This is a genomic window from Streptomyces melanosporofaciens (genome assembly GCF_900105695.1).
GTDB lineage: Bacteria > Actinomycetota > Actinomycetes > Streptomycetales > Streptomycetaceae > Streptomyces > Streptomyces antimycoticus.
In genome coordinates this window covers 4882326-4896203 of the sequence record NZ_FNST01000002.1, presented here as the reverse complement: position 1 = coordinate 4896203, position 13878 = coordinate 4882326, and the positions used below count along the sequence as shown (strand labels likewise).

At 73.1% G+C, this 13878-nt stretch carries 8 protein-coding genes and 1 pseudogene; 6 read left to right on the top strand and 3 right to left on the bottom strand.

Annotation, left to right across the window (positions count from 1 at the left end; all coding sequences use genetic code 11):
- Nucleotides 1-164: 164 nt before the first annotated feature.
- Complete coding sequence (locus BLV72_RS24090) at nt 165-1700, top strand: maltokinase N-terminal cap-like domain-containing protein (protein ID WP_093464775.1); 1536 nt, start codon at nt 165-167, stop codon at nt 1698-1700.
- A gap of 596 nt (nt 1701-2296) precedes the next feature.
- A pseudogene (glgB, locus tag BLV72_RS24085) lies at nt 2297-4506 on the top strand (1,4-alpha-glucan branching enzyme).
- Nucleotides 4507-4539: 33 nt separating this feature from the next.
- Here glgB and BLV72_RS24080 read toward each other — a convergent pair.
- Nucleotides 4540-7641, bottom strand: coding sequence for an AfsR/SARP family transcriptional regulator (locus BLV72_RS24080; RefSeq protein ID WP_244320939.1), 3102 nt, complete (start codon nt 7639-7641; stop codon nt 4540-4542).
- A gap of 274 nt (nt 7642-7915) precedes the next feature.
- Between BLV72_RS24080 and BLV72_RS24075 the strand changes: the two genes are divergently transcribed.
- Complete coding sequence (locus tag BLV72_RS24075; RefSeq protein WP_093464772.1) at nt 7916-8110, top strand: hypothetical protein; 195 nt, start codon at nt 7916-7918, stop codon at nt 8108-8110.
- Nucleotides 8111-8325: 215 nt separating this feature from the next.
- On the opposite strand, the gene BLV72_RS24070 is transcribed toward BLV72_RS24075, so the two are convergent.
- On the bottom strand, nt 8326-9765 hold the full coding sequence (locus BLV72_RS24070; protein WP_093464770.1) for a cation:dicarboxylate symporter family transporter: 1440 nt from the start codon (nt 9763-9765) through the stop codon (nt 8326-8328).
- 163 nt (nt 9766-9928) lie between these two features.
- On the opposite strand from BLV72_RS24070, the gene BLV72_RS24065 reads away from it, so the two are divergent.
- Nucleotides 9929-11551, top strand: coding sequence for a sensor histidine kinase (locus BLV72_RS24065; RefSeq protein WP_167746393.1), 1623 nt, complete (start codon nt 9929-9931; stop codon nt 11549-11551).
- Between the two features lie 237 nt (nt 11552-11788).
- Nucleotides 11789-12496, top strand: a complete 708-nt coding sequence (locus BLV72_RS24060; RefSeq protein WP_093464769.1) for a response regulator — start codon at nt 11789-11791, stop codon at nt 12494-12496.
- On the opposite strand, the gene BLV72_RS24055 is transcribed toward BLV72_RS24060, so the two are convergent.
- The gene (locus tag BLV72_RS24055) at nt 12493-12999 is read right to left on the bottom strand and encodes a winged helix-turn-helix transcriptional regulator (protein ID WP_093464767.1); all 507 of its coding nucleotides are present in this window, start codon (nt 12997-12999) and stop codon (nt 12493-12495) included. The two genes, BLV72_RS24060 and BLV72_RS24055, sit on opposite strands and share 4 nt — an antisense overlap.
- A gap of 98 nt (nt 13000-13097) precedes the next feature.
- Between BLV72_RS24055 and BLV72_RS24050 the strand changes: the two genes are divergently transcribed.
- Nucleotides 13098-13742 (top strand): dihydrofolate reductase family protein, encoded by a 645-nt coding sequence (locus BLV72_RS24050; RefSeq protein WP_093464766.1) that lies wholly within the window; start codon nt 13098-13100, stop codon nt 13740-13742.
- The last annotated feature ends 136 nt before the right edge of the window (nt 13743-13878 follow it).

Genomic DNA, 13878 nt, shown 5'->3' with positions numbered 1-13878 from the left:
GCACTCTGTACTCACACGCGCCACCGGCGGACCCGATCGCGTACACCGAGCTCGCCGTACGGACGATCCTCGCCCGACACGTCCCGCACCGTCGCACAGTCAATGCCGCAATCCGGGACACTTTGCCCTGATCTGTCGTGTGCCCGGGGAAAGGACGCGACGCCATGCCGGAAGCTCCGCTCTCCCGGGGGGCACAACACCCGCCGCCCGCCGTACCGCGGGACCAGCCCCCGACGTCCGCCACCCGCACCGCCACGGCCGCGGGCCCGTCCGGGCTGCTCGCCTCGCTCGCGCCGCTGCTCGCCGAGTGGCTGCCCCGCCAGCGCTGGTTCGCGGGCAAGGGCCGTCCCGTCACCGGCTTCGCGCTGGTCTCCGCGACCGAGCTGCTGCCGTGGCGGGCGGGCGGCGGCATGCCCGGGCTGCTCCATCTGCTGATCCGCGCCCAGCAGCCGGAGCCGCCCGGCCACCGGCACGGCTTCGGCTGCGGCCACCGGCGCGGGGCGGCGGCCAGCGACTGCTACCAGCTCCTGCTCGGGGCGCGCCCCACCCTTCCGCCGCCGCTCGCCCCCGCGCTCATCGGCCGGCCCAGTGGCGGGCCGCTGGACGGGCAGACGGTGTACGAGGCGCTGTTCGACCCCCGGCTCACCACGCTGCTGCTGGAGCGGCTGCGGATGCCCGGGCGGCTCGGCCCGCTGCGCTTCGTACGGGAGCCGTCCAGCGCGATCCCCTCCGCGCTGCCGCCCCGGGTGATGACCGCCGAGCAGTCCAACTCCTCGGTGATCTATGGCGATACGTTTATTCTCAAACTTTTCCGCCGGGTCAGCCCCGGCACCAACCCCGACCTCGAACTCCCCCTCGCGCTCGCCCACACCGGCTGCACCCGAGTGCCCGCGCCCGCCGCCTGGTTCGAGGCCGAGCCGCCGGCCGAGGGCGCCCTGCCCCCGCCGGAGCCCGTCACCCTGGGGGTGCTGCAGCCCTTCCTGACCGGTTCCCGGGACGGCTGGCAGCTCGCGCTCGACGCCCTGGCCGCCGACGGCGACTTCACCGGGGCCGCCCACGCACTGGGGCAGGCGACCGCCGAGGTCCATCTGGCGATGGCCCGCGCCCTGCCCACCTCCGTGCTGCGCCGCCCGCAGATCGACCATCTCGCCGCCGCCATGAGCGAGCGCCTGGACTCGGCCGCCGCCGCGGTGCCCGCCCTCCAGCCGTACCGCGCCGAGCTGCACGGCGCGTACGAGGACCTGGCCGCGCTGGGGCGCGCGGGCCGCACCTGGGCGGCCCAGCGCATCCACGGCGATCTGCATCTGGGGCAGGCGCTGCTGACCGGGGACGGCGGCGGTGGCGGAGGCGGGCGGTGGTCGCTGATCGACTTCGAGGGCGAGCCGTCCCGTCCGCTGGCCGAGCGGCGCCGCCCGCAGCCGCCGGTGCGCGATATCGCGGGCATGCTGCGGTCCTTCGACTACGCGGCGGCCGTGGGACGCCATGAGCGCCCGCAGGAGTGGGCCGGCCGCACCCGCGCCGCGTACTGCGCGGGCTATGCGGAGGCGTCCGGCACCGATCCGCGCGACGAGCCGGAGCTGCTGCGCGCCCATGAGACCGACAAGGCCGTCTACGAAGTGCTCTACGAGGCGCGGCACCGCCCCGACTGGCTGTCCGTGCCGATGACCGCGATCCGCCGCCTCGCCACCGCCCGCGCCTGACCCATGGGGCCACGGGCGGCACCGGCCCCGGCCCGGCCCCGGGCCCCGGCTCCCACGGACCGCCGCCGCACGGTCCCCGCCCGCTCCCCCGCTTCCGACCGTCCGACGCCCGACACCTCCGGGAGGACCACCCCGTGACCGCACGACCGCCCTCCGGCCAGCACCCGTCCGACGAGGGACCGGGCCACCCACCCGCCGCCACGACCGGTCCGGCGGTCCCGGGAGTCCCCCCGACGTTCCTCCCCGGCCACACCGGCCCCCGTCCGCAGCCCGAGCGCCGCGCCGCGCGCCCGGCCCCCGAGGACGCCCCGGGGCGGGCCCCGTCCCCCCGGGAGGACCCCGCGTCCGCCGAGTCGGCGGGCATCAAGCCCGCGCCCCACCGGGAATCCCCCGACGCGGCCGCCGCGACGGCGAACCGGCAGGAGGCCGCCGACCGCGGCCACCCCGGCCGCGAGGCGCGGGTGTCCTACGGTGCCGCGCCCGTGCCCCGCGCGCCGCGCGCGGACCAGGCGCGGCACGACGAGTCCGACGGCGCGGCCGAGCCGTCGCGCGTCGCCGGGCGGCCCGTGGCCGGGGGCGGCGGGCAGGCTGACGAGGTGTACGACGAGCACGGGGTGCGGCCCGCGCCCGCACTCGGGGACGAGGAGCGGCGGCGGCTGCTGACCGGGGCGCACCACGCACCGCACGACCTGCTCGGCGCCCACCCCGTGCGCGGCGGTGTGCTCTTCCGCTGCCTGCGCCCGTACGCCCGGTCGGTGACCGTCGCGGCCGCCGGGCTGCGCGCCCGGCTGCGGGCCGAGGGGGACGGGCTGTTCTCCGGGGTGCTGCCGCTGCGGGAGATCCCGGAGTACCGGCTGCTGGTGACGTACGAGGACGCCGAGCTGGAGCTGCACGACCCGTACCGCTTCCTGCCCACCCTCGGCGAGCTCGATCTGCACCTCATCGGCGAGGGCCGCCACGAGGAGCTGTGGCGGGCGCTCGGCGCGCATCCGATGACCCACCAGGGCGTGTCCGGCACCCGCTTCACCGTATGGGCGCCCAATGCCCTCGGGGTGCGGCTGACCGGCGACTTCACCTACTGGGACGGCACCGCGCTGCCGATGCGCTCACTCGGCGGCAGCGGCGTGTGGGAGCTGTTCCTGCCCGGTGTCGGCGAGGGCGCGCTCTACAAGTTCGAGATCACCCGGCCAGACGGCGGCCACTCCCTGCGCGCCGACCCGATGGCGCGGCGCACCGAGTGCCCGCCCGCCACCGCCTCCGTCGTCCATGCCTCGCACCACCGCTGGGGGATGACGCGTGGCTGGCGAGCCGGGAGGGCGGGCGCGTCCATGAGCTGCCGTTCTCCGTCTATGAGGTGCATCTGCCTTCCTGGCGGCCGGGGCTGACCTATCGGCAGCTCGCGGAGCAGCTCCCGGCGTACGTGAAGGACCTCGGCTTCACCCATGTCGAGCTGATGCCGGTGGCCGAGCACCCCTTCGGCGGCTCCTGGGGCTACCAGGTCACCGGTTTCTACGCGCCCACGGCCCGGCTGGGCACCCCCGACGACTTCAAGCACCTGGTGGACACGTTGCACCAGGCGGGCATCGGGGTGCTGGTGGACTGGGTGCCCGCGCACTTCCCCAAGGACGCCTGGGCACTGGCCGAGTTCGACGGCCGTCCGCTGTACGAGCCCGCGGATCCGCTGCGGGCCGCGCATCCCGACTGGGGCACGCTGGAGTTCGACTACGGGCGCACGGAGGTCCGCAACTTCCTGGTGGCGAACGCCGTCTACTGGTGCGAGGAGTTCCATATCGACGGTCTGCGGGTGGACGCCGTCGCCTCCATGCTCTACCTCGACTACTCCCGCGAGCCCGGCCAGTGGACGCCCAACGCGCACGGCGGCCGGGAGAACCTGGACGCGGTCGCCTTCCTGCAGGAGATGAACGCGACCGTCTACCGTCGCTGCCCGGGTGTGATCACCATCGCCGAGGAGTCGACCGCCTGGGACGGGGTCACCCGGGCCACCCACCATGCGGGCCCCAGCGGCTTCGGCGGCCTCGGCTTCGGGCTGAAGTGGAACATGGGGTGGATGCACGACTCGCTGGCCTATCTCGCGCATGAGCCGGTGCACCGCGCCTACCACCACCATGAGATGACCTTCTCGATGGTGTACGCGTACAGCGAGAACTACGTGCTGCCGATCTCGCACGACGAGGTGGTGCACGGCAAACGGGCCCTGGTGTCCAAGATGCCCGGCGACTGGTGGCAGCAGCGCGCCAACCACCGCGCGTACCTCGGCTTCATGTGGGCCCATCCGGGCAAGCAACTGCTCTTCATGGGGCAGGAGTTCGCCCAGGGCGCCGAGTGGTCGGAGGCCCACGGGCCCGACTGGTGGCTGCTGGATCCGTCGTACTCCGCCGAGCCCGACCACCGGGGCGTCCGCGATCTGGTCCGCGATCTGAACCAGGTGTACGCGGCCACGCCCGCGCTGTGGCAGCGGGACACCGACCCCGAGGGCTTCTCCTGGATCGAGGGCGATGCCCGCGAGGACAATGTCTTCGCCTTCCTCCGCTTCGACGCCGACGGCTTCCCGCTGCTGGCCATCAGCAACTTCTCCCCGGTGGTCCGCCAGGACTACCGCATCGGGACGCCGGAGGCGGTGCCGGTGTGGCGCGAGGTGCTGAACACCGACGACGGGCGGTACGGCGGCAGCGGTGTGGCCAACGCCGAGCCGCTGAAGGCCGAGCCCACGGGGTGGCACGGGCGTCCGGCCTCCATCCTGCCGGTGCTGCCGCCGCTGGCCACGATCTGGCTGCGGCCCGCCTGAGCCGCACGCCGCCTGAGCCGCCCCGCCCGATCCCTACGTCCCGTCAGCCGTCGGCCCGCCCAGCCGGGTGAGCCCGTCCCGGAGCCGCTGGGCGTCGGGGTGGCCGAGGGCGTCGAAACGAGTCAGGGCCCGCTGCCAGCTGTCGCGGGCCCCGGCCCGGTCCCCGGCGGCCAGCTGCGCGCTGCCGAGCCGGTGCAGGGACTCGGCCTCCCGGACCCGCTCGCCCCGGCCGCGCCGCAGCTCCACGGCGTGCCGGTAGCACCTGATGGCCTGCTGGTGGTCGCCGATGTGCTGATAGGCGTAGCCGAGGCTGTCCCAGGCCGCGGACTCCCCACGCCTGTCCCCCACCTCCCGCATCATGGTCAGCGCCTTCTCGCAGTGGACGAGGGTCTGCTGGAAGTCGCCCAGCATGGCGTAGGCCCAGCCGACGTTGTTCATGGCGTACGCCTCGCCGCTGCGCCGGCCCGCCGCCCGGTACAGCTTCAGGGCGCGCAGCGCGTGGTGCAGCCCCTCGTCATGGCGGCCTTCCCGCTCACCGGCGAAGTTGAGCGCGCCATGGGCCAGGGCCTGGCCGACGGCGTTACCGGTCTCGCGGTGCAGGTTCAGGGCGCGCACCAGATGGCCGCGGGCCCGGTCGTAGCGTCCCATCCGCAGATCGGCGAGGCCCAGGCCGTAGCAGGCGTGGGCCTGGCCGGTGAGGTCGCGGATGCGGTGGGCCGAGCCCAGGGCACTCCGGTGGACGGTGCGCTGATCGTGCCAGTGGCCGCGCTGGTCCAGGAACTCCATCAGCGACCAGGCCAGTTGCCAGGCGTGGGTCTCGAATCCGGTCTCGGCGGCCTGCTGCAGCGCCGCGATCAGCGCCGGATAGGTGAGGCTGAACCAGAGCAGTGCCTGGGCGTGCCCCGCGAACTCCCCGACGCTGACCCCGGGCCGGACCGGCTCGACCTCGATGGGCTCCCGGTGCGGGGTGAACGCCGCCCCGGCGGCCACGGCGGTGTGCAGATAGTGGTCGAGCAGCCGGTGCAGCGCGGTGTGGCGCTCCTCCTGCCCGTCGTACGCCCGGGTGAGCTCCACGGCGTAGGCGCGCAGCAGATCGTGGAAGCCGTACTGGCCGGGGGCGCGTTCGGTGATCAGATGCGCCCGGGTGAGCTGGACCAGCAGCCGGCGCGCCTGCGGAACCGGGACCCCCACCAGGCTGGCGGCCGCGGGGGCCGCGATGTCGGGGCCCGGGTGGACGCCGAGCAGCCGGAAGAGCCGGGCGGCGTCGGGGCCCAGGGTGTGGTACGACCAGGAGAAGACGGCCCGGACATCGGTGGTGGCGTCCCCGCCCTCGAACGCGTCGAGGCTGCCGCGGGCGTCGCGCAGCTCCCCGGCGAGCGCCTCCAGGCCGAAGCGGGGGTGGGCGGCGGCGCGGGCGGCCACGATGGCGAGCGCGAGCGGCAGCCCGGCGCACACCGTGATCACCTCCGCCACGGCCTCGGGTTCGGCGGCCACCCGCTCGGCACCGACCCGGCTGATCAGCAGCTCGCGCGCCTCGGCGCGGTCGAGCAGATCCAGCGGCAGCGGCTGGGCCTGCTCCGCGACGACCAGGCTGGTGAGCTCGTTACGGCTGGTCAGCACCACCAGACAGCCGGGGGAACCGGGCAGCAGGGGCCGCACCTGCTCGGCGTCCCGGGCGTTGTCGAGCAGGATCAGCATCCGGCGGTCGGCCACCAGGCTCCGGTACAGGGCGGTCTGCGCCTCGACGGTCGCGGGGATCCGGTGGGCGGGCACCTGGAAGGCGTCCAGGAGGCCCCGTACGGCCTCGGCGACGGTCATGGCCGAGTCGGTGGGGCCGAAACCGCGCAGGTTCAGATAGAGCTGACCGTCGGGGAACCGGTCGCGGACGCGGTGGGCCCAGTGCACCGCGAGGGTCGTCTTGCCGAGGCCGCCGCTGCCCGCGATCACGGTGATCAGCGCGGCCGTGGGCGCCCGCCCGCCGCCCTCGCCCGAGCCCGCCCGCAGCAGGGCGTCCAGCCCGGCCAGTTCGCGCTCCCGGCCGGTGAAGTGGGCGACGTCGGAGGGGAGTTGCTGCGGCACGGCGGTGACGACGGAGATGGGCTCGGCGGCGGAGGCGGGTGGAGCGGTGGGCGGATCGGCGGAGGCGGGTGGGGAGGCGAGTTCGGCGGCGGGCCCGGCAACGAGCTCGGGCGCCTCGTCGGCGGCCGGGGCACCCTCCGCGGCGGGGGCCGGGGCGGGCGCCGCGTCGGACGGCGGCGCCGCCGCGGGAGCGCTCCCGTACGATCCGGGCGGGCCCGCCCAATCCCCGGACCGGCTGTCACGACCGTCCCGGCCGTCTCGACCGTCCCGGCTGTCCTCAAGCGCCTCCCGGTGCAGCCGCTGCAGCTCGTCGCCGGGCTCGATGCCCAGCTCCTCCACATACCTCCGGCGGGTGGAGCGGAACAGCGCGAGGGCGTCGGCCCGCCTGCCGCCACGCCGCAGCGCCTCCATCAGCAGCGCCACCGAGCGCTCCCGCAACGGGTGTTCGGCCACCAGGGCGGACAGTTCCGTGGCGGCCTCGTGGTGCCGACCGGAGCGCAGATCGATCGCGGCGAGCTCCTCGACCGCCGTACGCCGCTCCTCCTCCAGCCCGGCGCCCAGGGTGTCGGGGAGCCAGCCGCCCGCGACATCCGCCAGCGCGGGCCCGCGCCACAGCTGCAGTGCGGCGCGCAGCAGTTCCCCGGCCCGGTCCTCGGCGCTCTCGGCGAACCCGGCGGTCGACCCGGCGGCCCCGGCGACCGACCCGATGGCCCCGGCGGCCCCGCTGTCCTTGGGAGCCTCCCGGGCGGCCCGTACCAGATCGCGGAACCGGTGCAGATCGACCTGCTCACGCGCGGCGGTCAGCGAATAGCCCTTCGCCGAGGTCGTCAACTCGGCCCCGGGCAAGGCGGAAAGGATCCGCCGCAGCTTGGAGATTTGCACCTGTACGGCGTTTCGCGCGGACCCCGGCGGGTCCTCGCCCCATACTGCCAACACCAGCCTGTCGACGGACACCACGCGGCCGGAGGCCATCAGCAGCATCGCCAGAACAGACCGCTGCTGCGCGGCGGTCGGCCCCAGGAGACGCTCGCCCTGCCATATTCCGACCGGTCCCAACAGGCGAAACTCGGTCCCATCCACACACTGCCCCCGTTGGTACCAGAGATTTCACTGTGACCATGTGGAAGCCTACCCACGGGTTCGGGTCAGCGAGGCATCAGCGGGATATCAGCGGCTCGTAGCACCCTACGGTCATCGAGGGCCCCATGGGCATCAGAAGCTCACCCGGTCACCGCGGCGGCGGCGACCGAACCGGAAGTGTCCGGTCCGGGGCCCTCATCCACCAATGAACGGGGGACAGCATGGCAGTGAGGTGCCGAGGAGGCGGCTCATGACCACGGCTGAAGGAACACGAAGCACACCTCGGATCGGCGAGCTTGTCTACGACCTCGAACGCGAGGCCATGGGCCGCGTCGCCTACGTCGACACCGGCGGCAACGTCGCCTGGGTCAAACCCCTGCATGAGGGCCCCGAATGGACGGCCCTCCCGGAACAGCTGCGCCGCGCGCCGGACGGCGAGCGCTGAGGCGCCTTCGGCGCCGAATGGACCGCCAAAGGGCAGTGGCGGCGTAGCAATGGCGGCGTCTCGCGTCTTCCAACGGGGGGAAGACGCGGGGCGCCATTCGCCGTGTATACGCAACGCGCGGGTGCGCACCGCGTGGGTGCGCACCGTATGCGCTCGTAAAACGCCCGCGGCCCTGCCCCGATTCAGGAGGGCAGGGCCGCGGCGCGCGCAGGGTGTCAGGCGGGCACGTGCTCCTTCGCCGTGTCACCGTCACGCCGCTCGGGGAGGGTCTTGCCCTCGGCCCCGTCGGAGTCCTCGGCGGCCGGGCCGTGGCCGCCGCCGTGGCGCGCGAAGCCCTCGGCGTCGAACGGCAGCCGTCCGCCCAGGACTTCGTTCATCCGCTCCTTGTCGATCTCCTTGGTCCAGGTGCCGACCAGGACGGTCGCCACCGCGTTGCCCGCGAAGTTGGTGAGGGCGCGGGCCTCGCTCATGAAGCGGTCGATGCCGACGATGAGGCCGACGCCGTCGACCAGTTCGGGCCGGTGCGACTGCAGACCGCCCGCCAGCGTCGCCATGCCCGCGCCGGTCACACCGGCGGCGCCCTTCGACGCGACGATCATGAAGACGAGGAGGGATATCTGCTGGCCTATGGAGAGCGGGTCGCCCATGGCCTCGGCGATGAACAGCGAGGCCATCGTCAGGTAGATGGCGGTGCCGTCCAGGTTGAAGGAGTACCCGGTGGGGACGGTGATACCGGCCACCGGCTTGCTGACGCCCGCGTGCTCCATCTTCGCGATGAGCAGCGGCAGTGCCGACTCGGAGGACGACGTCGACAGGATCAGCAGGAACTCGCGCGCCAGGTACTTCAGCAGCAGGAAGATGTTCACGCCCGCGACCAGCCGCAGGATCGTCCCGAGGACGAGGAACACGAACAGCGCGCAGGTCACATAGAAGCCGATCATGATGACCGCGAGCGCCTTGAGCGCGTCCAGACCGGTCTCGCCGACCACGGCGGCCATCGCGCCGAAGGCGCCCACCGGAGCGGCCCACATGACCATCGACAGCAGCTTGAAGACGAGCTGCTGTATGTGGCCTATGCCGCGCAGCACCGGCTCGCCCGCCTTGCCCATCGCCTGGAGGGCGAAGCCCGCGAGGAGGGCCACGAACAGGGTCTGCAGCACCTCGCCCTCGGTGAAGGCGGAGACCAGCGTCTTCGGGATGATCCCGAGCAGGAAGTCCGCCGTCGACTCGGAGGCGCCCTCGGCCTGGCTCTGCCCGGCCTCGGCCGCGTCATGGCTCATGTGCAGGCCGCTGCCCGGCTCCAGGAAGTTGCCGACGACCAGGCCGATGGCGAGGGCCACGGTCGACATCACCATGAAGTAGCCGAGCGCGAGACCGCCGACCGCGCCGACCTTCGCGGCCTTGCGCACCGAGCCGACCCCGAGCACGATCGTGCAGAAGATGATCGGCGAGATCAGCATCTTGATCAGGTTGACGAAACCTTCGCCGATCGGCTTGAGCTCCACCGCCGTATCGGGGGCCGCGAAGCCCACGAGGATGCCGAGCGCCACCGCGCCGATGACGGCGAGGTAGAGGTAGTGAATCCTTTCTTTCTTCGGCTTCGTCCCGTCCGGCTCCGTACGCCCTGATGCGGGCGGCGTGGTGTCCGCAGCCACGGTGCTGCCTCCTTCTCATCTGCCGTCCAACTGTCCCGGCGCTGTACTGTGTGCGGCTCGCACACCGCCTTGAACGGTCCCGGCGACTATGCCCCACGCTGTGATGGGGGTCACCCTTCCGTTCATTTCGTTCATACAAAGATCCGTGTGCAGACTGATGGCCATGCGCATCCCCCACCCACGGAGCCTGGCCGGCCAGCTCTTCGCGATGCAGGTCGTGCTGGTCGCCGCCCTGGTGGCCGGATGCGCCGTCTTCGCCTACGTCACCGACCGCGAGCAGGCGGTGGTGGCCGCGCGGCAGCGGGCGACGGCCGCCGCGGTGGCCGTCGCCGACTCCCCGTCGGTCGCCGAGGCCGCACGGTCCGAGGACCCCACCGCCCGGCTCCAGCCGTATGCGGAGAAGGTGCGCCGGCATACCGGCGTCACCTTCGTCACGATCATGGATACCCACGGTGTGCGCTGGGCGCACCCCGATCCGCGCCAGATCGGCGCCACCTACCTCGGCCACATCAAGCCCGCGCTGCGCGGCCGGATCTTCGACGAGACGTATACGGGCACGCTCGGCTCCTCGGTGCGCGTGGTCGCCCCGGTGCGCGACGACCGCGCCGGCGGCCGGATCACCGCGCTGGTCAGCGCGGGCATCACCGTGGACACCATCAGCGCCCAGGTGCGCCGCCAGCTCCTCGCGCTGCTCGGTGTGGCGGCCGCCGCGCTCGCGATCGGCGGCCTGTGCGCGTATGTCATCAACGCCCGGCTGCGCCGCCATACGCACGGGATGAACGCGGACGAGCTGAGCCGGATGCACGACTACCACCAGGCCGCGCTGCACGCCGTGCGCGAGGGGCTGCTGATGCTCGACGGCGGGCGGCGGATCGCGCTGATCAACGACGGCGGGCGGGAGCTGCTCGGCCTGCCCGAGGACTCCGTCGGCCGCTACGTCTCCGACCTGGGCCTGCCGCCCGCGCTGACCGGAGCCCTGCTGGCCACCGAGCCGCGCGTGGACGAACTGCATCTGACCGCGGAACGGGTCGTGGTCCTCAACACCTCCCCGGTGAGCAGTGGGGAACAGCGCGGCACGGTCGTCACCCTGCGCGACCACACCGAGCTCCAGGCGCTCTCCGGCGAGCTGGACTCGGTGCGCGGCTTCGCGGAGGCGCTGCGCTCCCAGGCCCATGAGGCCGCGAATCGGCTGCATGCCGTCGTCTCGCTGATCGAACTGGGCCGGGAGGACGAGGCGGTCGACTTCGCCACCGCCGAGCTGGAGCTGGCCCAGGCGCTGACCGACCAGGTGGTGGGCGCGGTCGCCGAACCGGTGCTGGCCGCGCTGCTGCTGGGCAAGGCGGCACAGGCCAACGAGCGCGGCGTCGAGCTCGTCCTCGCCCCCGACAGCCGCATCGACGACGGCGTCCTCCCGCCCGGCCTGCCCGCCCGCGACCTGGTGACCATCCTCGGCAACCTCATCGACAACGCCACGGACGCGGCCGCCGAGGGCGTCGGCCACGGCGGGGCACCCCGCAGCGCCCGCGTCACGGTCACCGCCCGAGCGGACGGGGGCGAGCTGACGCTGCGCGTCGCGGACACCGGCGCCGGGCTGGACCCGGCGGCGGCCGAGGAGGTCTTCCGCCGCGGCTGGAGCACGAAGTCCCCGGGCCGCGGCCTGGGCCTGGCCCTGGTCCGCCAGGCGGCCCGCCGCAACGCGGGCACGGTGGAGGTATCGGCCGCCCCGGGCGGCGGCGCCGCATTCACGATCCGCCTGCCTTTGGCGACTCCGGCCACCACACCGTGACCCCCTTCACGGCCCGGCACTGCCCTCCGGTCGACCAGCCCGCGGCCAGGGGCCACATTCAGCCGCCCGCGGGCGGGAAATCGGGGCGCCGAAGGCCCGTGGCACGGGCGGCAGGGGAATCATCACCGTAGAGATCTGGCCACCCGCGGTTACCCTCCGTAAATTGGAGCCCTAAGCCTTCCGCGCACCCCACCGCGCTGCACCGCACTGCGCCCCGCACCCGAGAGGAATCCGTCCATGAGCCCGCCGCAGGCGAAACCGGGGGATCCGGCGCCGATCCGGGTTCTCGTCGTCGAAGACGACCCCGTCGCGGCGGACGCGCACCGGATGTACGTCGACCGCGTCCCCGGCTTCGCCGTCGTCGGGACCGCGCGGAGCGGCGGGGACGCCCAGCGGCTGCTGGAGCGCACGCCCGCCGATCTGCTGCTGCTGGACCTCTACCTCCCGGACGGGCACGGCCTCCAGCTCGTACGGGCGCTGCGCGCGGCCGGGAACGGGGCGGATGTGATCGCGGTCACCTCGGCCCGGGACCTGGCGATGGTCCGCGACGGGGTCTCCCTCGGGGTCGTGCAGTACGTGCTGAAACCGTTCACCTTCTCCACCCTCCGGGACCGTCTCCTCCGGTACGCCGAGTTCCGGGCGACCGCGGGCGAGGCCAGCGGGCAGGACGAGGTGGACCGCGCACTGGCCGCGCTCCGGGCGCCGCAGCCCGCCGCGATGCCCAAGGGGCTGACCCAGGCCACCCTGCACGCGGTCACCGAGGCGCTGCGCGGCGCGGAGGAGGGGATCTCGGCCGCGGCCACCGCCGAGACCGTGGGCATCTCCCGGATCACCGCCCGCCGCTATCTGGAACACCTGGTGGAGGCGGGACGAGCCGCCCGCGCCCCGCACTACGGGCAGATCGGCCGCCCCGAGCTGCTCTACCGCTGGCTCAGCGAGCACTAAGGGCGGCCGTCTCCGGTCGCGATCGCGGCTTCGTACGCCTGCTGCAACCGCTCCGAAGCAGTGGGGCTCTTCGGGCTTTCGCGCGTGACGCCGAGGTGGATCTCGCGCAGTTCGTCCATGAGCTCATCGACGAGGTGCGGGGAGCCTTCCGCGAGGAGGCGGGCACGCACCGCCAGTTCCGGGGTCGTGGGGCGGTGCCGCAACCCCCACGCGCCGAGGGCGACCATCACCGGGAGAGTCTGGATGCCGGCTTCGGTGAGGGTGTAGGTCGCTTTCTGGCCACGCGTGGCACCGTCCCGGCTGAGCAGCCCTCCCTCGACGAGCTTGCGCAGCCGGCCGGCGAGGATGTTGGACGCGATGCCCTCCTCGCTCCGGGTCAGCAGATCGCGGAAGTGACGACGTCCACCGAAGATCACGTCGCGCAGCACGATCAGCGTCCACGGGTCTCCCAGGACCTCCACCGCGGCGTTGATCGCACAACCCGAACGCGGCTCCTCACGCATCGCGTCCCCACCTCCTGACTGATTGCAACCCGCAACTCCTCCATCGTAGAGTTCATCAACCAGTTGCAGTTCGCAATCACTCATCGGAGGTAGGCCGCATGGCCAGGGCCCGAGTGCACAACTTCTTCGTCTCCCTCGACGGCTACAGCGCGGGCGGGACCATCACGATCGACCAACCCATCGGGGATGCGGAGAGGCTCTTCGCGCGCTTCGACGGGCGGTTCATCCACGGCGTGGACGTCGCGGATGAACCGATCACCCTCGATCGCGCCCTCACGAGCACCTGGGGGCAAGGCATCGGGGCCGAGATCATGGGCCGGGGCAAGTTCGGCCCGCAGACCGGCGAGTGGACCGACGACGACTGGCGAGGCTGGTGGGGCGACGCACCCCCCTTCCGCACGCCCGTGGTGGTACTCACCCACCATCGACGTGACCCCATCCACTTCGACAACGGGACGAGCTTCCACTTTCTCGACGCCACTCCCGAGGACGCACTCGCCTACGCCCAGGACCTCGCCGACGGCCGGGACGTTCGCATCGGCGGCGGCCCCTCCACCGTCCGGCAGTTTCTGACGGCCGACCTCATCGACTTCATGCACCTGGTCACCGTGCCCATCACCCTCGGCACCGGGGTCTCGCTGTGGGACGGGAAGGCCGAGGTGCAGGACCGCTTCACCATCGAGTCGGCGACCTCGGCCAGCGGCCTCACCCACCACTTCTGGAACCGGACCACCACCGGCTAGCCCGGCCCGGCTCCGCCGAGCCCCTGGGTGCCGGGAAGGGCTGTGCGGTCGAATCTCGCCCGATAGGAAAGTTTCCTATCCGACATCTTGTCGCGGCCATGCCGCCTCGCTAGGTTCAGCCTCGCCAGATTGCGCC

Bases quoted from the DNA above. Each gene is read 5' to 3' on its own strand.
- BLV72_RS24090 (WP_093464775.1), top strand. From the start codon at position 165: ATGCCGGAAGCTCCGCTCTCCCGGGGGGCACAACACCCGCCGCCCGCC.
- BLV72_RS24075 (WP_093464772.1), top strand. From the start codon at position 7,916: ATGACCACGGCTGAAGGAACACGAAGCACACCTCGGATCGGCGAGCTT.
- BLV72_RS24065 (WP_167746393.1), top strand. From the start codon at position 9,929: ATGCGCATCCCCCACCCACGGAGCCTGGCCGGCCAGCTCTTCGCGATG.
- BLV72_RS24060 (WP_093464769.1), top strand. From the start codon at position 11,789: ATGAGCCCGCCGCAGGCGAAACCGGGGGATCCGGCGCCGATCCGGGTT.
- BLV72_RS24055 (WP_093464767.1), bottom strand. From the start codon at position 12,999: ATGCGTGAGGAGCCGCGTTCGGGTTGTGCGATCAACGCCGCGGTGGAG.
- BLV72_RS24050 (WP_093464766.1), top strand. From the start codon at position 13,098: ATGGCCAGGGCCCGAGTGCACAACTTCTTCGTCTCCCTCGACGGCTAC.